The organism is Pseudomonas sp. IT-P176, assembly GCF_949767245.1.
GTDB lineage: Bacteria > Pseudomonadota > Gammaproteobacteria > Pseudomonadales > Pseudomonadaceae > Aquipseudomonas.
The window spans coordinates 68,957-88,880 of record NZ_CATKPN010000036.1 but is presented as its reverse complement, the minus strand read 5'-3'; the positions used below and the strand labels follow the sequence as shown (position 1 = coordinate 88,880).

At 60.9% G+C, this 19,924-nt stretch carries 15 protein-coding genes and 1 pseudogene; 8 read left to right on the top strand and 8 right to left on the bottom strand.

What is annotated here, in order from left to right; translation table 11 throughout:
* Positions 1-212: 212 nt before the first annotated feature.
* On the bottom strand, positions 213-1,814 hold the full coding sequence (locus ACM6IP_RS09690) for an ABC transporter substrate-binding protein (RefSeq protein WP_414861364.1): 1,602 nt from the start codon (positions 1,812-1,814) through the stop codon (positions 213-215).
* 260 nt (positions 1,815-2,074) lie between these two features.
* Positions 2,075-2,641: a helix-turn-helix domain-containing protein gene (locus tag ACM6IP_RS09685; protein WP_095170098.1), complete on the bottom strand. Its 567-nt coding sequence runs from the start codon at positions 2,639-2,641 to the stop codon at positions 2,075-2,077.
* Positions 2,642-2,800: 159 nt separating this feature from the next.
* Here ACM6IP_RS09685 and ACM6IP_RS09680 point away from each other — a divergent pair, with 159 nt between their 5' ends.
* Positions 2,801-4,018 (top strand): Xaa-Pro peptidase family protein, encoded by a 1,218-nt coding sequence (locus tag ACM6IP_RS09680; protein ID WP_320334220.1) that lies wholly within the window; start codon positions 2,801-2,803, stop codon positions 4,016-4,018.
* Positions 4,019-4,122: 104 nt separating this feature from the next.
* Here ACM6IP_RS09680 and ACM6IP_RS09675 read toward each other — a convergent pair.
* Positions 4,123-4,248 (bottom strand): annotated as a pseudogene (locus tag ACM6IP_RS09675) (OprD family outer membrane porin); the annotation flags it as partial.
* Positions 4,249-4,576: 328 nt separating this feature from the next.
* Here ACM6IP_RS09675 and ACM6IP_RS09670 point away from each other — a divergent pair.
* Both ACM6IP_RS09670 and ACM6IP_RS09665 read left to right on the top strand, forming a co-directional pair.
* Positions 4,577-5,635 carry a Rieske 2Fe-2S domain-containing protein gene (locus ACM6IP_RS09670; protein WP_414861363.1) on the top strand — a complete coding sequence of 353 codons (1,059 nt, stop codon included), beginning with the start codon at positions 4,577-4,579 and terminating at the stop codon, positions 5,633-5,635.
* An 87-nt stretch (positions 5,636-5,722) separates the two neighbouring features.
* Positions 5,723-6,673, top strand: a complete 951-nt coding sequence (locus ACM6IP_RS09665; protein ID WP_095170101.1) for a PDR/VanB family oxidoreductase — start codon at positions 5,723-5,725, stop codon at positions 6,671-6,673.
* 9 nt (positions 6,674-6,682) lie between these two features.
* Here ACM6IP_RS09665 and ACM6IP_RS09660 read toward each other — a convergent pair whose 3' ends face one another.
* The 4 genes from ACM6IP_RS09660 to mhpT form a co-directional block, all read right to left on the bottom strand.
* Positions 6,683-7,399 (bottom strand): GntR family transcriptional regulator, encoded by a 717-nt coding sequence (locus ACM6IP_RS09660; RefSeq protein ID WP_414861362.1) that lies wholly within the window; start codon positions 7,397-7,399, stop codon positions 6,683-6,685.
* An 83-nt stretch (positions 7,400-7,482) separates the two neighbouring features.
* Positions 7,483-8,733: an OprD family porin gene (locus ACM6IP_RS09655; RefSeq protein WP_095170103.1), complete on the bottom strand. Its 1,251-nt coding sequence runs from the start codon at positions 8,731-8,733 to the stop codon at positions 7,483-7,485.
* A gap of 66 nt (positions 8,734-8,799) precedes the next feature.
* A complete protein-coding gene (locus ACM6IP_RS09650; RefSeq protein WP_414861361.1) occupies positions 8,800-10,134 on the bottom strand; it encodes an MFS transporter in 1,335 nt (444 codons plus the stop codon).
* Positions 10,135-10,628: 494 nt separating this feature from the next.
* A complete protein-coding gene (gene mhpT, locus ACM6IP_RS09645) occupies positions 10,629-11,846 on the bottom strand; it encodes a 3-(3-hydroxy-phenyl)propionate transporter MhpT (RefSeq protein ID WP_414861360.1) in 1,218 nt (405 codons plus the stop codon).
* A 332-nt stretch (positions 11,847-12,178) separates the two neighbouring features.
* Between mhpT and ACM6IP_RS09640 the strand changes: the two genes are divergently transcribed.
* The gene (locus ACM6IP_RS09640) at positions 12,179-13,501 is read left to right on the top strand and encodes an OprD family porin (RefSeq protein WP_401125805.1); all 1,323 of its coding nucleotides are present in this window, start codon (positions 12,179-12,181) and stop codon (positions 13,499-13,501) included.
* Between the two features lie 48 nt (positions 13,502-13,549).
* Here ACM6IP_RS09640 and ACM6IP_RS09635 read toward each other — a convergent pair whose 3' ends face one another.
* Entirely contained in the window at positions 13,550-14,038 is a 489-nt protein-coding gene (locus ACM6IP_RS09635) for a MarR family winged helix-turn-helix transcriptional regulator (RefSeq protein ID WP_095170107.1), read from the bottom strand.
* A 211-nt stretch (positions 14,039-14,249) separates the two neighbouring features.
* On the opposite strand from ACM6IP_RS09635, the gene ACM6IP_RS09630 reads away from it, so the two are divergent.
* The 4 genes from ACM6IP_RS09630 (at position 14,250) to ACM6IP_RS09615 (ending at position 19,920) form a co-directional block, all read left to right on the top strand.
* The gene (locus ACM6IP_RS09630; RefSeq protein ID WP_095170108.1) at positions 14,250-15,080 is read left to right on the top strand and encodes a p-hydroxycinnamoyl CoA hydratase/lyase; all 831 of its coding nucleotides are present in this window, start codon (positions 14,250-14,252) and stop codon (positions 15,078-15,080) included.
* Positions 15,081-15,188: 108 nt separating this feature from the next.
* Complete coding sequence (locus tag ACM6IP_RS09625; RefSeq protein WP_414861359.1) at positions 15,189-16,637, top strand: aldehyde dehydrogenase; 1,449 nt, start codon at positions 15,189-15,191, stop codon at positions 16,635-16,637.
* A gap of 149 nt (positions 16,638-16,786) precedes the next feature.
* A complete protein-coding gene (locus ACM6IP_RS09620) occupies positions 16,787-18,670 on the top strand; it encodes a feruloyl-CoA synthase (RefSeq protein WP_414861358.1) in 1,884 nt (627 codons plus the stop codon).
* A gap of 8 nt (positions 18,671-18,678) precedes the next feature.
* Entirely contained in the window at positions 18,679-19,920 is a 1,242-nt protein-coding gene (locus ACM6IP_RS09615; RefSeq protein WP_414861365.1) for a thiolase family protein, read from the top strand.
* The last annotated feature ends 4 nt before the right edge of the window (positions 19,921-19,924 follow it).

Sequence of the window (19,924 nt, the reverse complement as noted above, 5' to 3'; positions counted from 1 at the left end):
CAGCATTTGGGCGACTCACTCCTTATCTTTTTTGTAATGCCGGTCATCGTGCTGGCCGTTCTCAGCAGTTCAGGCTGCATGGGTAATGGCTTGGGCTCGACGAGTCCCGGTGTGGCGCTGGATATTTTTGGTTGTAGCAGGTGAGACCGTCCTCGCCGGTCTGGCGCCGGCTCGAGGAGGGCGAAGGGGGCCGTTTGGCCGGCCCCAGTTGCTCACTGCTGGTTGTAGACGCCGTAGAAGCTGCTGAGCCCGAAAGGGCTGATCTGGAAGTTCTGCACACTGGCGCGCATCGGCTGGTAGACCGTGGAGTGGGCGACCGGGGTCATCGGCACCTGCGCTTTCAGGAGATGCTGCGCTTGTTTGTACAGCGCGGTGCGCTGCTCCACATCGGCGGTGGCCTTGGCGGCCCCTACCAACTTGTCGTAGCCATCATTGCACCACTTGGAGAAGTTGTTGCCGTTGACCGCGTTGCAGGTGTAGAGGGTGCCCAGCCAGTTGTCTGGGTCACCGTTATCGCCAGTGAAGCCAATCAACATGATGTCCTGCTCGCCGGCGTGGGCGCGCTTGATGTACTCGCCCCATTCGTAGCTGACGATGTTGGCCTTGATGCCGATTTTGGCCCAGTCGGCCTGGAGCATTTCGGCCATCAGCCTGGCGTTGGGGTTGTAGGGGCGCTGCACCGGCATGGCCCAGAGGTTGATTGCCGTGCCTTCTTTGACGCCTGCAGCCTTGAGCAACTCCTTGGCCTTTTGCGGGTTGTAGTCGGCATCCTTGATGGTCTCGTCGTAGGACCACTGGGTCGGCGGCAAGCCGTTGACGGCCAACTGGCCGGCGCCCTGGTAAACGGCGTCGATGATGGCTTGCTTGTTTACCGCCATATCTAGCGCCTGGCGTACTTGGAGCTGGTCGAACGGCTTGCGGGTGAAGTTGTAGGCGATATAGCCAAGGTTGAAGCCTGGTTGGCTAGGCATCTTGAGGTTCTTGTCTTCCTGCAGCGGCTTGATATCGGCCGGGCGCGGGAAGGAGGTGATCTGGCATTCGTTCTTTTTCAGCTTTTGCATGCGCACCGAGGCGTCGGTGGTGATGGCGAAGATCAGATTGTCGATCTTCACGTCTTCAGGCTTCCAGTAATCCTTGTTGCCCTTGTAGCGAATCTGGGCGTCCTTCTGGTACTTGCTGAACACGAACGGGCCAGTGCCGATCGGCTTCTGGTTGATCTCCTGGGCCTTGCCTTGCTTGAGCAACTGGTCGGCATATTCGGCCGACTGGATCGAGGCGAAGCTCATGGCCATGTTCTGGATGAAGGCTGCGTCGACACCCTTGAGGGTGAACTTGACGGTATGGTCGTCGACTTTTTCGACCTGGGTGATGTTTTCGTTCATCCCCATGTCGGTGAAGTAGGGGAACTCGGTGGGGTAGGCCTTGCGGAACGGCATGTCCTTGTCGAGCATGCGGTTGAAGGTGAACAGCACGTCGTCGGCGTTGAAGTCGCGAGTCGGCTTGAAGTAGTCGGTGGTGTGGAACTTGACCCCATCACGCAGGTGGAAGGTGTAGGTCAGGCCGTCGGGAGAAACGTCCCAGCGGGTTGCCAGCCCCGGGATGACCTTGGTCCCGCCACGTTCAAATTGCGAAAGACGGTTGAAGACGGTTTCGGCTGAGGCGTCGAAGTCGGTCCCCGTGGTGTATTGGCCTGGGTCGAAGCCAGCAGGGCTACCTTCGGAACAGAACACCAGGTTGCTGGCGGCGTGGGTGAAGCCGGAGCCGAGGATCAGGCCGGCGGCAATCATGGTCTTGAGCGTGGTTGTTTTGCGCATGCGAACCTCATTGTTGTTATTTTTGAGGGCGGCAGATCAGGTCGTTCATTCCAGGGGAGGGGCACCTGACCCTGCGGCTTTACGGGCTGTAGGCTGCCCGTCATGTGCGACAGGGAGCCAAAGGCCGACGTGCTGGCTTGGGCGGTGACGCTGAAGGGGAGAGGGAAACTCGCGCCGTCAGCGGCCGAGGCAAAACTTAAGTTATTCTAAAATTAAATACAACTTAAATTCAGTGACACTTACTTATTCGGCGTGACCGCTCAAGTCGCGGGGTGGTCGTCGAGCAGGCCGCCCATGGTGGTGACAACCAGCACTTCGGCAACATCGTCGCCAGAGTTGGCGATGGAATGGTGCTTGGTGGAGTCGAAATGCACCGATCCCCCCGGGCCGAGCGGGTAGGTGTGGCCTTCGATGGTGTAGACAATCTGCCCGGAGAGCACATAGGTAAACTCTGCGCCTTCGTGGGAGATGAGTTCGGACTGGTAGCCCACCGCCATGGTCATCTTCATCGCGTTGATCAGGTTGCCGGGAAAGCTGCTGGACAGGCGCTCGTAGACCAACGGCTGGCTGCCGACCGTGTACCGCACGCGCTGGCCCTGGTGGGAGTCGGGCTGGGGCTGGGGAGGCTGTTCGAACAGGGAGTTGAGCGGAATGCCCAAGGCACTTGCGATTTTCGCCAGCGAGGAGATGGACACGCCAGTGAGGTTACGCTCCGCTTGGGACAGGAAGCTGGCGGTGAGGCCTGTTTCAGTGGCGACTTGGTTCAGGGTCTTGTTGGCGGCACGGCGGTAGCGGCGCAACCGTTCCCCGATCTGTTCTACGGTCATTGGCGTGGCTCGTATTCTGGAAGGCGCCAGTATAGCGGGCGACGCATCGCTGAGAAGGCTTTTTGCCTAACTGAAATTAAGTAGTACTGAAAATAGGCGTTGACTGGAGTTTAAGTCAGGCTTAAATTTCGAGCATTACACATAATTCAGGAGAACGAGATGACAGTCGGTGTTGGTGGCAAAACTGCGGAACAGGCGCTGGCCGGCCTGACGAAGATGACTGCGGGCATGCAGCCCATCGGCCTCGACGAATACCTGTCACGCATTGCCAAGGCCCAGAGCCTGATGCTTGAGCAGGGCATTGCTGCCCTCTATCTGAACGCTGGCAGCAACTTGTACTACTTCACCGGAGTGAAGTGGAACCCGAGCGAACGTTTGGTCGGTGCCGTGCTGCCCGCCAACGGCCCGCTGGCCTATATCGCCCCGGCTTTTGAAGAGGGCACCATCCGCGACTTCCGCGAGGTGGATGGGGTTATCCATGGTTGGCAGGAGCATGAGAGTCCTTACCGCCTGCTGCTCGACATGCTCGCTGGAATGGGCATCGCCGACGACGCAGTGGTGGGTCTATGCCCGTCCCTGGCGTTCTGCATGTTCGAGGCAATCCGCCGCCTCGAATCGCGCTTGGAGTTCATAGACGCTTCCTGCGTGATCAACCTGTGTCGCTATCACAAGAGTGCTACAGAATTGGCGCTGATGCAGCGCGCCAAAGACATGACCTTGCAAGTGCACAAGGCTGCCGCCAGCATCCTGCGCGCAGGCATCAGCACCACCGAGGTTGCCGAGTTCATCCGCGAGGCGCACCGCAAGGTGGGCGCGCCGGGTTCGACCTTCTGCATCGTGCTGTTCGGCGAGGCCAGCGCCTTTCCCCATGGGGTGAAACACGCGCAGGTGCTCAAGGACGGCGACATGGTGCTGATCGACACGGGCTGCCTGCTCCACGGCTACCAGTCGGATATCACTCGCAGTTACGTGTTCGGCACCCCGAGCGACCGCCAGCGCGCGCTGTGGAACCTGGAAAAGGCCGCCCAGTTGGCCGCCTTCGACGCCGCACGCCTGGGCGAACCCTGCCAGGCGGTGGATGCCGCCGCACGGCTTAGCCTGGAAGTCGCCGGTCTCGGCCCGGACTATCAGTTGCCCGGCCTGCCGCACCGCACCGGACATGGCATCGGCCTGGACATTCACGAGGGTCCCTACCTGGTGCGCGGTGATCAGACGCCGCTGGCCGAGGGCATGTGCTTCTCCAATGAGCCGATGATTTGTGTGCCTGGCGAGTTCGGCATTCGCCTGGAGGACCATTTCTACATGACCGCCACTGGCCCGCGCTGGTTTACCCAGCCGAGCCACTCCGTGGACGACCCGTTCGGGTTGCAGGCCTGAGCAGGCGATTGTCCGAGGGGCTGGCTGCCTGAAGCGAAGGGGCGGCAGCGGCCCTTCACTTCAGGTAGTAATCGGCCTGAAGCAGCGTGAAGTCGTGACGAGCACTGCCAAGTGCGTTCCTGCGTGTTATCGAAACTAGAGTTGAAGCGGTCGTTGACCAAGGTGCCGCCACTGGCACCGTTAACCCGCACCCAGGCGGTATCTGCGGTGAGCTTCTGCAAGCCAGCATGTAACGTGCTGCTCCCCTGTTTTGTTGTCCGTGTCGCCGGCCAAGCTGGCACCCTATTCCTTGCCAATGAAGTAGCCCATGGTTAGCGGTTGCCCACTTGACGGCGCAGCAGGTCGTCAACGGTCCTGAGTGCCAGGGAATAACCATCGACCCCCAAGCTGAAGATCACCGCATCGACCACGCCAGGCATGGGGTTAATGCGCAGGATTAAAACACTGCAAACGCATTAATGGATCCATTAAATACTTAATAAGGTAAAATCTCTTGACTTGCCCAGGTCAAAATCGCTCAAATGGATCCATAAGAATAAACCTGGCCTGGAGATCCCCATGTATCCGAAAAACACCTGGTATGTCGCCTGTACCCCCGACGAGATCGCCGAGAAGCCCCTGGGGCGGCAAATATGCGGTGAGAAAATCGTTTTCTATCGCGGCCATGAAGGGCGTGTTGCCGCCGTCGAAAATTTCTGCCCGCATCGCGGCGCTCCCTTATCGCTTGGCTATGTCGAGAACGGCAACCTGGTCTGCGGCTACCACGGCCTGGTGATGGGCTGTGACGGCAAGACCGTCGAAATGCCGGGGCAGCGCGTACGGGGCTTTCCGTGCAACAAGACCTATGCCGTTGAAGAGCGTTACGGTTTTATCTGGGTCTGGCCTGGGGAACAGGACAAGGCCGACCCTGCGCTGATCCACCATCTGGAATGGGCGGTCAACGATGAGTGGGCCTATGGTGGTGGGCTGTTCCATATCGGCTGCGACTATCGCCTGATGATCGATAACCTGATGGACCTGACCCACGAAACCTACGTGCACGCTTCCAGCATTGGCCAGAAGGAAATCGATGAAGCGGCACCGGTCACCACCGTTCAGGGTGACGAAGTGGTCACCGCGCGGCACATGCAAAACATCATGGCGCCGCCGTTCTGGCGCATGGCCCTGCGGGGTAACAACCTGGCCGACGACGTGCTGGTGGACCGTTGGCAGATCTGCCGCTTCAGCCCGCCCAGTCACGTATTGATCGAGGTGGGGGTTGCCCATGCCGGCAAGGGCGGTTACGACGCCGAGCCGCAACACAAAGCCGCGAGCATCGTGGTCGACTTCATTACACCGGAAACCGACACCTCGATCTGGTACTTCTGGGGTATGGCACGCAACTTCAATCCGCATGACGAAGCGCTGACCGCAAGCATCCGTGAGGGCCAGGGCAAGATCTTCAGCGAAGACCTCGACATGCTCGAGCAACAGCAGAAAAACCTGCTGGCCAACCCTGAGCGCAACTTGCTCAAGCTCAATATCGATGCCGGTGGCGTGCAGTCCAGGCGAGTGCTGGAGCGCATCATCGCCCGAGAGCGGACCCCGGCGGTCGAGCTGATCACCTCGGTCAAATAGCGACGACGAGCGCCCTCCAACATACCGCGGTCCACTCCCATTCCCATTTTTCGCGGCCACTGCGGTGGCCGGTCTTGAAGGTGCGACATGATTGAAGTCGTCGTGACATCCCGCAACAACGAAGCGCTGGATATTTGTAGCTACGAGCTGACCTGTGCCCAGGGTGGGGAGCTGCCCGGCTTCACTGCCGGCGCCCACATCGATGTGCACTTGCCTGGCGGGCTGATCCGTCAGTACTCACTGTGCAATCACCCGCAAGAGCGCCATCGCTACCAGATCAGCGTACTCAAGGACGCAGCCTCGCGCGGTGGTTCCCAGTGCATGCATGAGCAGGTCAACAGCGGCGATCGGCTGTACATCAGCGAGCCGCGCAATCTCTTTCCGCTGGTGGCTGAAGCGCGGCGCAGCCTGTTGTTCGCCGGCGGTATCGGTATCACCCCGATTCTCTGCATGGCCGAGCAACTGGCCGACAGCGGCGCCGATTTCGAACTGCATTACTGCGCGCGCGCCGGTGACCGTGCGGCTTTTGTCGAGCGACTCAAGGGGTCACCCTTTGCGGACCGCGTGCACCTGCATTTTGATCAAGACCCCGATTCGCGCTTGGATGCGGCCAACGTTCTCGCCGGTCCGGCACCGGACTTGCACCTATATGTCTGTGGTCCTTCAGGCTTCATGCAGCATGTGCTCGACAGCGCCAGGCTCCAGGGCTGGAGTGAAGCGCAGTTACACCGTGAATATTTCGCCGCAGCGCCGGTGGATACCAGTGCCGATGGGTCGTTCCAGGTGAAGCTTGGCAGTAGCGGCCGGGTGTTCGACATTCCGGCCGACAAGACGGTGGTCCAGGTGCTGGAAAGTCACGGTGTCGAGATCGCGATTTCCTGTGAGCAGGGTGTGTGTGGAACCTGCCTGACCCGTGTGCTGGAAGGGGTGCCCGAGCACCGTGACCTGTTTCTCACCGAAGAGGAGCAAGCTGCCAATGATCAGTTCACACCCTGCTGTTCGAGATCCAGATCGGCGTTGCTGGTGCTGGACCTCTGAGCCAAACGATCATTCGCCGCGCGCGATCACTTTAATCCCTCCGCTACTGGTGCCGCTCGCACCGAACACCTCGGCATAACGCAGGGTCGCATTGGCATGTTCGCGCATGATGGCTTCGGCGCGAGCACCCTGGCGACTGACCAGCGCGTCGACCACCGAGTGGTGTTGCATGTGAGCGAAGTTGAAGCGTCGGTATTCGCGTGCCATGTCCTCGCGATCGAAAGCCAGCGCCGACACTGAAGCGAAGGGACGATGGTCATTGCGCGCCAGGGCTTCGGCGATAGCCGGGTTGGCGCTGCTTTCGACGATCACCTGGTGAAAGCGCATGTTGAGGTCATGAAACGCCTCAAGGTCTTCTTCTGTCACGTAGCCTTTGTCGAACAGTGCATCGCCTTGCACCAGGCATTCATGCAGTGCCGCCCGCGCTTGCTCGCTCAAGCCACGTTCGGCACTTTGCCGGGCGGCCAGCCCCTCCAGCACCCCACGCACTTCCACGGCGCCGGCAATATCGTCGGCACTCACCGAGCGCACCTGATAACCCCGTCCGCCGTGGCGTACCAGCAAGCCTTCCTGCTCGAGGGTCAGGAAAGCCATGCGTACCGGCATGCGCGAGACGCCGAAGCGATCCGCCGTCGGAATCTCCATCAGCCGTTCGCCCGCCGCCAGCTCGCCCGAGGCAATCATTTTGCGCAGTGCCACTAGCACCATTTGACCGGGTTTACTCATGCAGGCGACTTCCAGAGAGGGGGTTCGCCATAGTAACGCAAGGAGGGGGAGAGCTGCAGGGGCGAGCGCCCCTGCCGGGAGGATCAGAGTGACAGCGGGTAGTTGATGATGATGCGGGTCTGATCGAAGTCACTGTTGAAGCTGCGACGGTTGGTGGCGTTGTTGACGCGCACGCTAAGGCTTTTCAGTGGACCGCTCTGCAGGGTGTAGCTGACTTCAGTGTCGCGCTCCCATTCCTTGCCATCGGTGCCTGCCTTGGTGGTGGCGTTTTCGCCGTGACCGTAGCGGGTCATCAGCAACAGGCCGGGGATCCCGGCGGCAGCGAAATCGTAGTCATATCGAGCCTGCCAGGAGCGTTCGTCGGCATTGCTGAAATTACCGTTGAACATGTCATTGCCCAGGGTTCGCCCGCTACTGCCATATACCGACATCCAGGCGGTGTCACCGCTGACCTTCTGCAGGCCCAGGTACAGGGTGTGGCCGCCAAGTTTGGCTGAGAACAACCCGTAGGCGGTGTGGCTTTGCACATTGCCGATCCGTGCGCTGCCGTCTTCCTTGTCGATGAAATAGCCCAGGTTCGCGCCGAGGGTCCAGTCAGCGAACTGCTGTTTATGCAGCAGGTTCAGATAGCTTTGCTGATAGATGTCTTCGAGTTGCGAGTGCCAGGCGCCGACCAGGGTTTGTTGTTGGTTGAAGCGGTATTCGGCGCCCATGTAGTTGAAACCGTCCGACATCACGGTGGGGGCTGCCCACGCCGAGAGGTCTTGCATGTTCGAGGAATTGCGCAAGCTCACGTCGGTGTATTGACCTGCTTGCAGGTTCAGTCCCGGCAACTCTCGGGACACCAGCATGGTGCCCTGAAAGGTCTGTGGCAGCAGGCGGCCGTCATCGTAGCGCAGCAGCGGGATGTCCGGCATGAGCTCGCCGAGCATCAGTTCTGTGGCGGATAGGCGCATTTTGGCGGCCACGCCAATGCGCCCGTAATCGTCGGCGGAGCGTCCGTCGTCGTGCACCGGAAGCAGTTCCGAACCGCTGCGTTGTGGGCCGCTGTCGAGCTTGAGGCCAAGCATCGCGATACCGTCAAGACCAAAACCGAGCACGCCAGGGGTATAGCCAGAATTGAACTTGAGGATAGCGCCTTGGGCCCATTCTTCTATCTTGCTCTTGCTGGCGCCCGGGTCGTTGAAATCACGATTGAAGTAGTAATTTCGCAGCACCAGGCTGGTCTTGGAATCCTCGAAAAAGCCACCGTCCTCAGCATGCGCTGAAGGTAGGAGGGCGATCAGGATTGCACCGCCGAGCAAGGCCCGGGGAGGGAGGGGGGAGCGAGTCATTATTATTGTATTCCTGGAGGATGTAGTCAGTAGCGAGGGCGGCCCCTCGCTACTCTTGGCATAGGCTCAAGCCTGGCTGAATTGGGCGTCAGGTTGCTGTTTGGCTTCAGGTCGCAGTAGTAGCAGCACGGCTGCGGCGATGACGAAAACCACAGCAAACACCCCATACAGATGCAATGGCTGCCAGCCGCTATCGAGCAACAGGCCGGCCACGGTCGGCGACAGAATCGCGCCGATCCGCCCGATACCGATGCCCCAACCGACGCCAGTTGCTCGTACCGAAGCGTCATAGACAATCGGCGACAGCGCGTACAAGCCCGCCACGCAGCCATTGGCAAACAGCCCGATCAACAGACCCAGTCCAAGGGCCATGGATACTGATGAGGCCGAGTCAACGAACAGCACCAGCAAACCTGCCGTAGCCAGCATGAACAGCGACAGCACACGGGTCAGGCGCCAGCGCGAGGCCAGGGCACCAATCAGGGCTGCGCCGAAAATACCGCCGACGCTCAGCAACACGCCGCCGCTGATCCCTTGCTGTGCCGAAAGCCCTGCCGATACCAGCAGCTTGGGTGTCCAGCTCATCACGAAATAGAAGCCGAACATCACCAGGAAGAACAGCAGCCAGATCAGCAGGGTCGTGCGCCGTGACGCCGGTGAGAGCAACTGCGCCAAGCGCCCGCGGCCTGAAGTCGGCGCCGAGAGGGCGGCGGGCAGCTCGCGCAGTGGTGGCTGACCGAGGCGGGCGGCCAGGCGATTGATACGTGCCAAGGCGTTGTCGGGGCGGCGGGCGAGCAGAAAGTCCAGCGATTCGGGCAAATACATCAGCACCAGCGGAATCACCGCCAGGGTTACGGCACCACCGAAGATGAATACCGAGCGCCAGCCAAAGTGCGTCAACAGCCACACTGACAGCAGGCCACCGAAGGTCGCACCCAGGGCATAACCGGTGGATTGCAGGCTCACCGCTAACCCACGCCAGCGTTTGTTGGCGTATTCACTGGCAATCACGTTGCTGCTGGCCAGGATCCCGCCGATTCCCAGGCCGGTCAGCCCACGCAGTAGCGCCAGTTGCACGGGCGTCTGGCTCAGCGCCGACAACAGCATGCCGACCCCCGAGAGCAGCAGGCAAAACAGAATCAATGGTCGACGACCAAAGCGATCCGCCCACGGTGCAATAAACAGTGAGCCGGCCGCCATGCCAAACAACCCGGCACTTAACAACAGCCCGATCTGCGCGCCGTTCAGACCCCATTCGGCAGAGACCGAGGAGGCCGTGAAGGCCATCACCAGCACGTCGAACCCATCGATCATGTTCAGGACAATACAGATACCCACGGCCAACCACTGGAACGACGCCATCGGCCGTTCATCTACCACGTTCTTCAGCGCGACAGTCATAGCTGCTGCCCCTTGAGACGAGGCTGCGTACAGGTAAAACGAGAAAGGCACACGAAGGTGGGTACAAGCCAAGACTTGAGCCCGATTGAGAAGTCACTCATCACGACACCCTTGTTATTTTTATGAGCGGGCAGGCGTTTACCTGACACCGTGTGGCGCCAGTCAATCGTTTTATGGATCCATTGAAAAGTGGCTGTTAGAGGGTTTTGCTCTGTTTCTTAATATGAGTTTATAAAAACGCTTAAAAAACAAATGCTTATAGTTTTTTAAAGTGTTCGATTATCGAACGTTTCGTGGATTTCATCGCAAAGGATCCAATAGAGAAGTGTAATGGGCTGATGGGGTAGAGCCTGGGACATGCTTTGCGATTCGGGACGTTGTAACTGCACGCGCCCAGTCCCAGTGCACGCTGGCACTGGGAGAGGACGGCGGTGGTGAAACCACCTCTTACTCGATTGGATTTTGCTGCAAGGTTGAAAACTTCGCAGTGATGCTCAGTTGGCGGTATTCAGCGGTGCTTCAGTGGTCGAACTGGGGCGGGCGATCACGGTGATGATCGACAAGGCGGCGATCACCAGCCCGGGTGAAGTCGCCAGCAGCACGCCAGTAGTGCCGGCACCGGCGGCAAGGATCTGCCCGGCGGCCAAGGGGCCTGCCACTGAGCCCAGGCGACCGATGGCCACGGCCGCACCGACGCCGGTGGCGCGCACTGCGGTCGGGTAGGACGGTGGCGCCAGGGCGTAGAGCACCAGTTGCGCAGCCATGACGAAAAGCCCGGCGGCAAACCCGGCGATCGACATTGGCACGATGCCGCTAGACAGGCCGACCCCGGCCAGCGCCGCCAGCAACCCGGCATACACGAACAGCACGACCTTGAGGCCGTTGCAACGGTCCAGAAGCAGGCCACCGAGCAGCGAACCGAGGGCGCCACCGATGTTGAACAGCATCTGGATCATGCCCGCCTGGGGTTTGCTGAAGCCCTGTTCCAGCAGCAATGAAGGGAGCCAGTTGAGCAGCATGTACATCACGGTCAAGGTGAAGAAATAGCTCAGCCACAAGGCCAGGGTGTTGCGTGTCCGGCCTTCGCCGAACAGCGCCTGTGCGGTGGACGGCCGTGGGCTGCCAGTTGCTGAACGTTGCTGGCGGAAGGCAGTGGACTCGGGCAGCAGCAGGGCCATCAGCGGTACAACCAGCAAGGGCACCAGGCCGCCGATGATGAAGGTGGTTTGCCAGTGTTCACTGGAAAACATCGCCACCACTGCCGCGAGCGCACCGCCCAGGGGCACGCCGCAGTACATGACACTGATGGCGGTGCCGCGGTTGCGTTCGCTTACGGCCTCGGCGCACAGGGCTATCAGGTTGGGCAGGGCGGCACCCAGGCCCAACCCGGTCATGAAGCGCACCAGCAACAGGCTGGAGTAACTCTCGACATAGGCAGTGCAAAGGGAAAACAGGCCGAACAGCAGCACTGCACCGACGAGGATTTTCTTGCGGCCGATGCGATCGGCGACCCAGCCGCCAAAAAACGCCCCAGGCAGCAGGCCGATGATCCCGGCACTGAACACCCAACCCATCATTTTCGGGTCCAGGGCAAAACTCTGGCGCAGCCCGGCGGCAGCAGTGCCGGCGGCCTGCAGATCGAAACCCTCGATCAACGCAACGATAAAGCACAAAGCGATTGTCAGCGTCGAACGACGCGATGGGCTGTCCATGGGGGGAACCTCATTGTTGTTTTTGTTGTGGAGTCGAGCCGTCCCATCGCACGAGGTACGCTGAAGATGACTGCTGATTAATAAGATAACAAAGATAACTAAAAAATGAACTGACCCATAAAAATCTATAAAAACAGGATAAAAGTTATATAAATCAATTGATAAAGAGCTTATCGCAAGATCTGATGAAAAATAGATAACAATATTAATGTTCGATTATCGGTCAGTTACCATTGACAGGAGTCATGGGCAATTTCCATTCTCTGTCCGCGAAGCCGGCTGTGCTGCGCTCTCCTGGCAGCACAAACAATAATAAAAAATGGAAATCGAACATGCCCAATCTCCCCACGTACGACGTTGCGACGGCGTCAGCCACCTGTGTACCCGGTATCGGTCGCGGGTGGGTCCTGGCGCTGCTCGGCTTGAGCGTTCTGCCCACCCAGCTTCGCGCCGGGGGCTTTATCGAAGACAGCCATGGCACCTTGACCCTGCGTAATTACTACCTGGACCGCCAGTACAAGGACGATGGGGCCAAGACCGCTGCCCAGGAGTGGGCCCAGGGTTTCATCATGAGCATGGAGTCGGGGTTTACCCAGGGGCCGCTGGGTTTTGGACTGGACGTCCGCGGGCTGCTGGGGGTCAAGCTCGACTCCGCGCCGGATCGCAGCGGCACCGAGTTGTTGCCGGTGTCGGCCAGCGACAATCGGGCGGCGGATGAGTACTCGCGCCTGGCCCCGACCGCCAAGCTGCGTTTTGCCCAGACCACGGTGAAGTCCGGGGACGTGTCGATCTTCCTGCCGTTTGCGTTTGCCAGCCCCTCGCGACTGCTGCCGCAAACCTTTCGCGGCACCATCCTGAGCTCCAGGGACATCGATGACCTGACGCTGAACACCGGGTACATCGATCGCATCGACAAGCGCAATTCCACCAACTATGAGGCGATGACCATCGCGTCGCCCAACCGGCGCTTCAACGCGACTGCCACGACCTCGCACATGGCCTATGTGGGGGGCGATTATCAGGTCAGCAAGACGCTGAGCCTGCGTGCCTACCACGCCGAGGTGGCCGACCTGTACCAACAGGATACCTTTGCCTTGCTGCATGACCTGCCGCTGGGCGGTGGGACATTGACCAGCGACCTGCGCAGTTTTTTCAGTCGCGAAGATGGCAGTGCCAAGGCTGGTGAAGTGGACAACCGCAACGTCTCGGGGCTGTTCAGCTACCGCTATGGCGGGCATCGCCTGGGCCTCGGCTACATGCATTCCAGTGGCAACTCGGCGACGCCCTACATCTCCGGGACAGAGTTGATGGGGATGAGTGAGCTGACCATGGCTTCGGACTTTCTCAACGCCAAGGAGCGCACGTGGCAGGCCATCTATGACTATGATTTCGCAGCGTCCGGAGTGCCCGGGCTGAGGGGGCGGTTGCGTTATTTGCGCGGTGACAATATCGAGCTGGCAGCCTTCAACGCCGAAGATCGCAAGGAGCGCGAGTTCCAGATGGAGCTGGGCTATGTGGTGCAGAGCGGGCCGCTGAAAAACGTTGGACTGGTGGCGCGCAAGGCGATTTATCGCAACGATTTCCCGTCCGGCGCAGCATTTCGCGATGAAAACCAGACCCGCTTCCTGGTGACCTACACCTTGCCGATCTGGTAACCCCGGGGACTGCAGGCTTCTCACCGACACGCCCGTTGGGGGCGTGCGTCACTCCTGATAAATCTTCTTCAGCAGTCGCAGCAGCTCTTCGCGTTCCTGATCGTCCAGTGCCGCGGTGGCATCCAGGTCGCTTTGCGCGGCGATCTGGTTGAGTTCCTTGAGCAGGGTCTCGCCGGTCTTGCTCAGGAAGATCCCATAGGAACGCTTGTCCGGCTTGCAACGCACGCGAACCGCCAGCGCACGGCTCTCCAGTTTATTGAGCAGAGGTACCACCTGGGGCGGCTCGATGGTCAGTGCCCGGGCCAGGTCGGCCTGCATCAGGCCGGGGTTCTGATTGATGATCGCCAGGGCCGAGAACTGGGCGGGTCGCAGATCGTGGGCCGAGAGGCGGCCAATCAGGTTCTGGAACAGTTTGAGTTGTGCGCGGCGCATGGCGTAGCCGATCAGGTCGTTCAACGCCGAATCGAGTGGTGCCTGCATCTCGACGTTGGTCGACGCTGCCTCGATCGACTCGGCGAGGGGGGAGGGCTTGGCCATTGCAGGTGAGTCCTGAAGGTTGGAGGTTAACAAGACTATCTATTTTGCCGGCGTTGACCGGTGATTGCTATGACCAATGTTGCCTGGCGTTTGGGGGATGGAAGCTTCCAGTGCGAGGAAATTGGTTAATTCTATTAATAGTTAATTGACATAACTAATTGGCTGATTTAATTTCCAGTCATCTTCAAACCAAGAACAAGAGAGCATCGTCATGAGCAATTACGAAGGTCGCTGGACAACGGTCAAAGTGGAAATCGAGGAAGGTATCGCGTGGGTCATCCTCAACCGCCCGGAAAAACGCAACGCCATGAGCCCGACCCTGAACCGCGAGATGATCGATGTTCTGGAGACCCTGGAGCAGGATCCGGACGCCGGTGTGCTGGTACTGACCGGTGCGGGCGAAGCCTGGACTGCGGGGATGGATCTCAAGGAATACTTTCGCGAAGTGGACGCTGGCCCGGAGATCCTCCAGGAAAAAATCCGCCGCGAAGCCTCGCAATGGCAGTGGAAGCTGTTGCGCATGTACGCCAAGCCGACCATTGCCATGGTCAACGGCTGGTGCTTCGGCGGCGGCTTCAGCCCCTTGGTGGCCTGCGACCTGGCGATCTGTGCCGACGAAGCGACCTTCGGCCTTTCGGAGATCAACTGGGGTATCCCGCCGGGCAACCTGGTCAGCAAGGCCATGGCCGACACCGTGGGCCATCGCCAGTCGCTGTACTACATCATGACCGGCAAGACCTTTGGCGGGCAGAAGGCCGCCGAGATGGGTCTGGTCAATGAAAGCGTACCCCTGGCACAACTGCGGGAAGTCACTGTGGCGCTGGCGCGTAACCTGCTGGAGAAAAACCCGGTGGTGCTGCGTGCGGCCAAGCATGGTTTCAAACGTTGCCGCGAACTGACGTGGGAGCAGAACGAGGATTACCTGTACGCCAAGCTCGATCAGTCACGCCTGCTGGACACCGAAGGCGGCCGTGAACAGGGCATGAAACAATTCCTCGACGACAAGAGCATCAAGCCGGGCCTGCAAGCGTACAAACGCTGAGGTGCCGCGCCAGGCAGCCGGGCGCATCCTGCTACAGGCGGTTGCGCCGGGAGCTGCGGTTACCTCGTTCCTATGTATTCCCGACAAAGACTATAAAGAGGAATCACCATGCTGGACGTGCCCCTGCTGATTGGCGGCCAGTCGTGCCCCGCCCGCGACGGTCGAACCTTCGAACGCCGTAACCCGGTGACTGGCGAGTTGGTGTCGCGGGTCGCCGCCGCTACCCTGGAAGATGCCGACGCCGCGGTGGCCGCTGCGCAGAAGGCGTTTCCCGCCTGGGCTGCCCTGGCCCCCAATGAACGCCGGAGCCGTTTGCTCAAGGCGGCCGAGCAATTGCAGGCACGCAGTGCCGAGTTCATCGAGGCGGCCGGCGAAACCGGCGCCATGGCCAACTGGTACGCGTTCAACGTGCGGCTGGCGGCCAACATGCTGCGTGAAGCGGCGTCGATGACCACGCAGATCAATGGCGAAGTCATCCCCTCGGATGTGCCTGGCAGTTTCGCCATGGCCCTGCGCCAACCCTGCGGCGTCGTCTTGGGTATCGCTCCCTGGAACGCCCCGGTGATTCTCGCCACCCGCGCGATCGCCATGCCATTGGCGTGCGGCAACACCGTGGTGCTCAAGGCCTCCGAGCTCAGTCCTGCGGTGCATCGCCTGATCGGTCAGGTATTGCAAGACGCCGGCCTGGGCGATGGCGTGGTCAATGTGATCAGCAACGCACCTGAGGATGCCGCGGCGATTGTCGAGCGGCTGATCGCCAACCCGGCGGTACGCCGGGTCAATTTCACCGGATCGACCCATGTCGGACGTATCGTCGGTGAACTCGCCGCGCGCCACCTCAAGCCGGCGTTGCTGGAACTGGGCGGCAAGGCACCGTTGCTGGTGCTCGACGATGCAGACCTGGACGCCGCGGTAGAGGCGGCCGCCTTTGGCGCTTATTTCAACCAGGGGCAGATCTGCATGTCCACCGAGCGTCTGATCGTCGATGCCAAGGTTGCCGATGCCTTTGTCGAAAAGTTGGCGGCCAAGGTCGCCACCCTGCGCGCGGGAGACCCTGCGGCTGCGGAGTCGGTGCTCGGTTCGCTGGTGGACGCAAGCGCCGGAACGCGCATCAAGGGCTTGATCGACGATGCCCTGGCCAAGGGCGCGCGGCTGGTGGTCGGCGGGCAACTGGACGGCAGCATCTTGCAGCCGACCCTGCTCGACGGCGTCAACGCAAGCATGCGCCTGTACCGCGAGGAGTCGTTCGGGCCGGTGGCCGTGTTGCTGCGCGGTGAGGGGGATGAAGCACTTCTGCACTTGGCCAACGACTCCGAGTTTGGTTTGTCGGCGGCGATTTTCAGCCGCGATAGCGGGCGTGCCCTGGCCTTGGCCCAACGGGTCGAGTCGGGCATCTGTCATATCAACGGCCCGACCGTGCACGACGAGGCGCAGATGCCCTTTGGCGGGGTCAAGTCCAGCGGCTACGGAAGTTTCGGTGGCAAGGCATCCATCGAGCACTTCACCCAGTTGCGTTGGGTCACCTTGCAGAATGGACCGCGGCACTACCCGATCTGAACAGGCGGGCATTGGCTTCCCCCGCAAGTCAAATGCCCGTGTGCAAGGCCGAAATAACAATAACAAGGCTGCAGCCAACGGCTGCCACGCTATCGCTGAGTCGCCTGTGTGTGGCTTGGGTTTAGCGTGCCTCGACGGAGAAGAAACAGGTGAGTTCCGAATTCAGTTTGCAACCCCATGTCCAAGCCAGCGCACCGCGCTATCGCCACGTGTCCATCGGTTGCGCGGCGGTCGAGGTTACCGAGCAGCACGGCGTATTGCACATGCGCTCCCTCGAACCGTTGGCCGAGATGCCCAGGCGGTTGCTCGACCGTCTGGTGCATTGGGCCCAGGTGCGTCCCGAGCAGACCTTTATCGCCGCCCGCCAGGACGACGGTGAATGGCGTCGGGTGAGTTACGCGCAAATGCTCGCCAGTGTCCGGGCTATCGCCCAATGCCTGCTGGGCTATGGCCTTTCGGCTGACAAACCCCTGGTGCTGCTTTCGGGTAATGACATCGAGCATTTGCAAGTCGCCTTCGGTGCCATGTATGCGGGCATTCCCTACTGCCCGGTATCGCCAGCCTATTCGCTGCTGTCCCAGGACTTCTCCAAGCTGCGCCATGTGTGCGACCTGCTGCAACCAGGCCTGGTGTTCGTCAGTGATGCCCCGGCGTACCAGCGCGCCATCGAGGCTGTGCTGCCGGCCGATACGCCACTGATCAGCGTCCGTGGCCAGGTCGCGGGCCGCCGCCAGGTGAGCTTTTCCAGCCTGCTTGAGCAACCGGGCGGCGCCGAGGCTGAAGCCGCTTTTGCCGCCACCGGCCCGGACAGCATCGCCAAGTTTCTGTTTACTTCCGGCTCGACCAGGCTGCCCAAGGCCGTAATCACCACCCAGCGCATGCTCTGCGCCAACCAACAGATGTTGTTGCAGACTTTTCCAGTGTTCGGTCAAGAGCCTCCGGTGCTAGTGGATTGGCTGCCGTGGAACCACACGTTCGGCGGCAGCCATAACCTGGGCATCGTGCTCTACAACGGCGGCAGTTTTTACCTGGACGACGGCAAACCTACTGCTCAGGGCTTTGCCCAGACCCTGCGCAACCTCAAGGAGGTATCTCCCACTGCCTACCTGACCGTGCCCAAGGGTTGGGAAGAACTGGTCTCGGCCCTGGAACAGGACGCGGAGCTCCGGGAGTGTTTTTTCAAGCGCGTCAGCCTATTTTTCTTCGCCGCTGCCGGGCTGTCGCAAAGCGTCTGGGATCGCCTGGACCGGGTCGCCGAACAACACTGTGGCGAACGCATCCGGATGATGGCCGGGCTCGGCATGACCGAGGCCGCGCCTTCCTGCACCTTTACCACCGGGCCATTGTCCATGGCCGGTTATATCGGCTTGCCGGCGCCGGGTTGCGAGGTTCGGCTGGTACCCAAGGACGGCAAGCTGGAAGGGCGCTTCCGTGGGCCGCACATCATGCCCGGTTACTGGCGGTCACCGCAGCAGACCGCCGAGGTGTTCGACGAACAAGGCTTTTACTGCTCCGGGGATGCGCTCAAGCTGGCCAACGCGCATGACCCGCAACTGGGGCTGATGTTCGATGGGCGCATCGCCGAGGACTTCAAGCTGTCTTCAGGGGTGTTCGTCAGTGTCGGCCCGCTGCGCAATCGTGCAGTACTGGAGGGTTCGCCCTATGTCCAGGACCTGGTAGTGACCGCGCCGGATCGTCAATGCCTCGGCGCGCTGGTGTTCCCGAGATTGTACGAATGCCGACGCCTGGCGGGGCTGGCGGCCAGTGCCAGCGACGCCCAGGTGTTGGCAAGCGCGCCGGTACGCGAGTGGTTCGCCGATTGGTTGCAGCGGCTCAATCGCGAAGCCGGCGGCAATGCCAGTCGCCTGGAATGGATTGCCTTGCTCGACGAGCCGGCCTCCATTGATCGGGGGGAAATCACCGACAAGGGCTCGATCAATCAGCGTGCGGTGTTGCAGTGGCGCGCGGAGCAGGTCGAGGCCCTGTATCGCGGGCTCGATCCGACCATCCTGCGGGCCGGGGCGAAATCGTGAGCGAAGTGCTGAACACCGGCGGGCAGTACTCGGCCTTTGCCGATGCGGCGATTTTCGATGCAGTGCGCACGCCGTGGGTGGACCTCGGTGGTGCACTGGCTGAAGTTTCGCCAATCGACCTGGGCATCAAGGTCGGGCGCGAAGTACTGGCTCGTGCGGGCGTCGATCCACTGGCGGTAGACAGCGTGCTGGCGGGCTCCATGGCCCAGGCCAGTTTCGATGCCTACCTGCTGCCACGGCATATCGGTCTGTATAGCGGCGTGGCGCAATCGGTTCCGGCACTGGGCGTACAGCGCATCTGTGCCACCGGATTCGAATTGCTGCGCCAGGCCGCCAGGCAACTGGATGACGGTGTGCAACTGGCGCTGTGCGTGGCCACCGAGTCGATGTCACGCAATCCGATTGCCGCCTATACCCATCGTGGCGGTTTCCGCCTTGGCGCCGAGGTACAGTTCAAGGACTTTCTCTGGGAAGCGTTGTACGACCCAGCGCCCGGGGTGGACATGATCGCCACTGCCGACAAGCTGGCACGGCGCTATGGGCTGAGTCGCGAAGCCGTGGACGCCTATGCCTGTGCCAGTCATCAGCAGGCGTTTGCAGCGCAGCAGGCAGGGTGGCTGGCGCCGGAGATTGTTGCTGTGGCTCCACAGATCTTTGAACTTGAAGGCTATCAATCTCGCAGTATTCGCTTGCCTAGGGGCGTCGACTCAGTGAGTAAAGACAGCCACCCACGACCCGCAAATCTCGCCGCCCTGGCCCGGCTGCGCGCCGTGCACGAGGGCGGCGTACAAACTGCCGGAAACAGCTGTGCGGTAGTCGATGGTGCGGCAGCGGCGCTGGTCGGACCTGCTTCGGCTAGCCGCGGCACACCGTTAGCCTTGCTGCGGGCCAGCGCGGTGGTGGGAGTGGCGCCGGAGTTCATGGGGATCGGACCTGCACCGGCGATTCGTCTGTTGGTGCAGCGCAGCGGCTTGAGCCTGGATCAGATCGACAGGTTTGAAATCAACGAAGCCCAAGCCGCCCAGGTCCTCGCCGTGGCTCAGGAGTTGCAGCTGGACCGCTGCCGTCTCAACGTCCAGGGGGGCTCGCTGGCCCTCGGTCACCCGTTGGCTGCCAGTGGCCTGCGCCTGGTATTGACCCTGTCCCGGCAACTGCGCGAACACAACCTGCGCTATGGGATTGCCGCGGCCTGTGTCGGCGGCGGGCAGGGCATGGCCCTGCTGATCGAGAACCCGACCTGGCGCGCCTGAGGCA

Bases quoted from the DNA above. Each gene is read 5' to 3' on its own strand.
- ACM6IP_RS09690 (WP_414861364.1), bottom strand. From the start codon at position 1,814: ATGCGCAAAACAACCACGCTCAAGACCATGATTGCCGCCGGCCTGATC.
- ACM6IP_RS09685 (WP_095170098.1), bottom strand. From the start codon at position 2,641: ATGACCGTAGAACAGATCGGGGAACGGTTGCGCCGCTACCGCCGTGCC.
- ACM6IP_RS09680 (WP_320334220.1), top strand. From the start codon at position 2,801: ATGACAGTCGGTGTTGGTGGCAAAACTGCGGAACAGGCGCTGGCCGGC.
- ACM6IP_RS09670 (WP_414861363.1), top strand. From the start codon at position 4,577: ATGTATCCGAAAAACACCTGGTATGTCGCCTGTACCCCCGACGAGATC.
- ACM6IP_RS09665 (WP_095170101.1), top strand. From the start codon at position 5,723: ATGATTGAAGTCGTCGTGACATCCCGCAACAACGAAGCGCTGGATATT.
- ACM6IP_RS09660 (WP_414861362.1), bottom strand. From the start codon at position 7,399: ATGAGTAAACCCGGTCAAATGGTGCTAGTGGCACTGCGCAAAATGATT.
- ACM6IP_RS09655 (WP_095170103.1), bottom strand. From the start codon at position 8,733: ATGACTCGCTCCCCCCTCCCTCCCCGGGCCTTGCTCGGCGGTGCAATC.
- ACM6IP_RS09650 (WP_414861361.1), bottom strand. From the start codon at position 10,134: ATGACTGTCGCGCTGAAGAACGTGGTAGATGAACGGCCGATGGCGTCG.
- mhpT (WP_414861360.1), bottom strand. From the start codon at position 11,846: ATGGACAGCCCATCGCGTCGTTCGACGCTGACAATCGCTTTGTGCTTT.
- ACM6IP_RS09640 (WP_401125805.1), top strand. From the start codon at position 12,179: ATGCCCAATCTCCCCACGTACGACGTTGCGACGGCGTCAGCCACCTGT.
- ACM6IP_RS09635 (WP_095170107.1), bottom strand. From the start codon at position 14,038: ATGGCCAAGCCCTCCCCCCTCGCCGAGTCGATCGAGGCAGCGTCGACC.
- ACM6IP_RS09630 (WP_095170108.1), top strand. From the start codon at position 14,250: ATGAGCAATTACGAAGGTCGCTGGACAACGGTCAAAGTGGAAATCGAG.
- ACM6IP_RS09625 (WP_414861359.1), top strand. From the start codon at position 15,189: ATGCTGGACGTGCCCCTGCTGATTGGCGGCCAGTCGTGCCCCGCCCGC.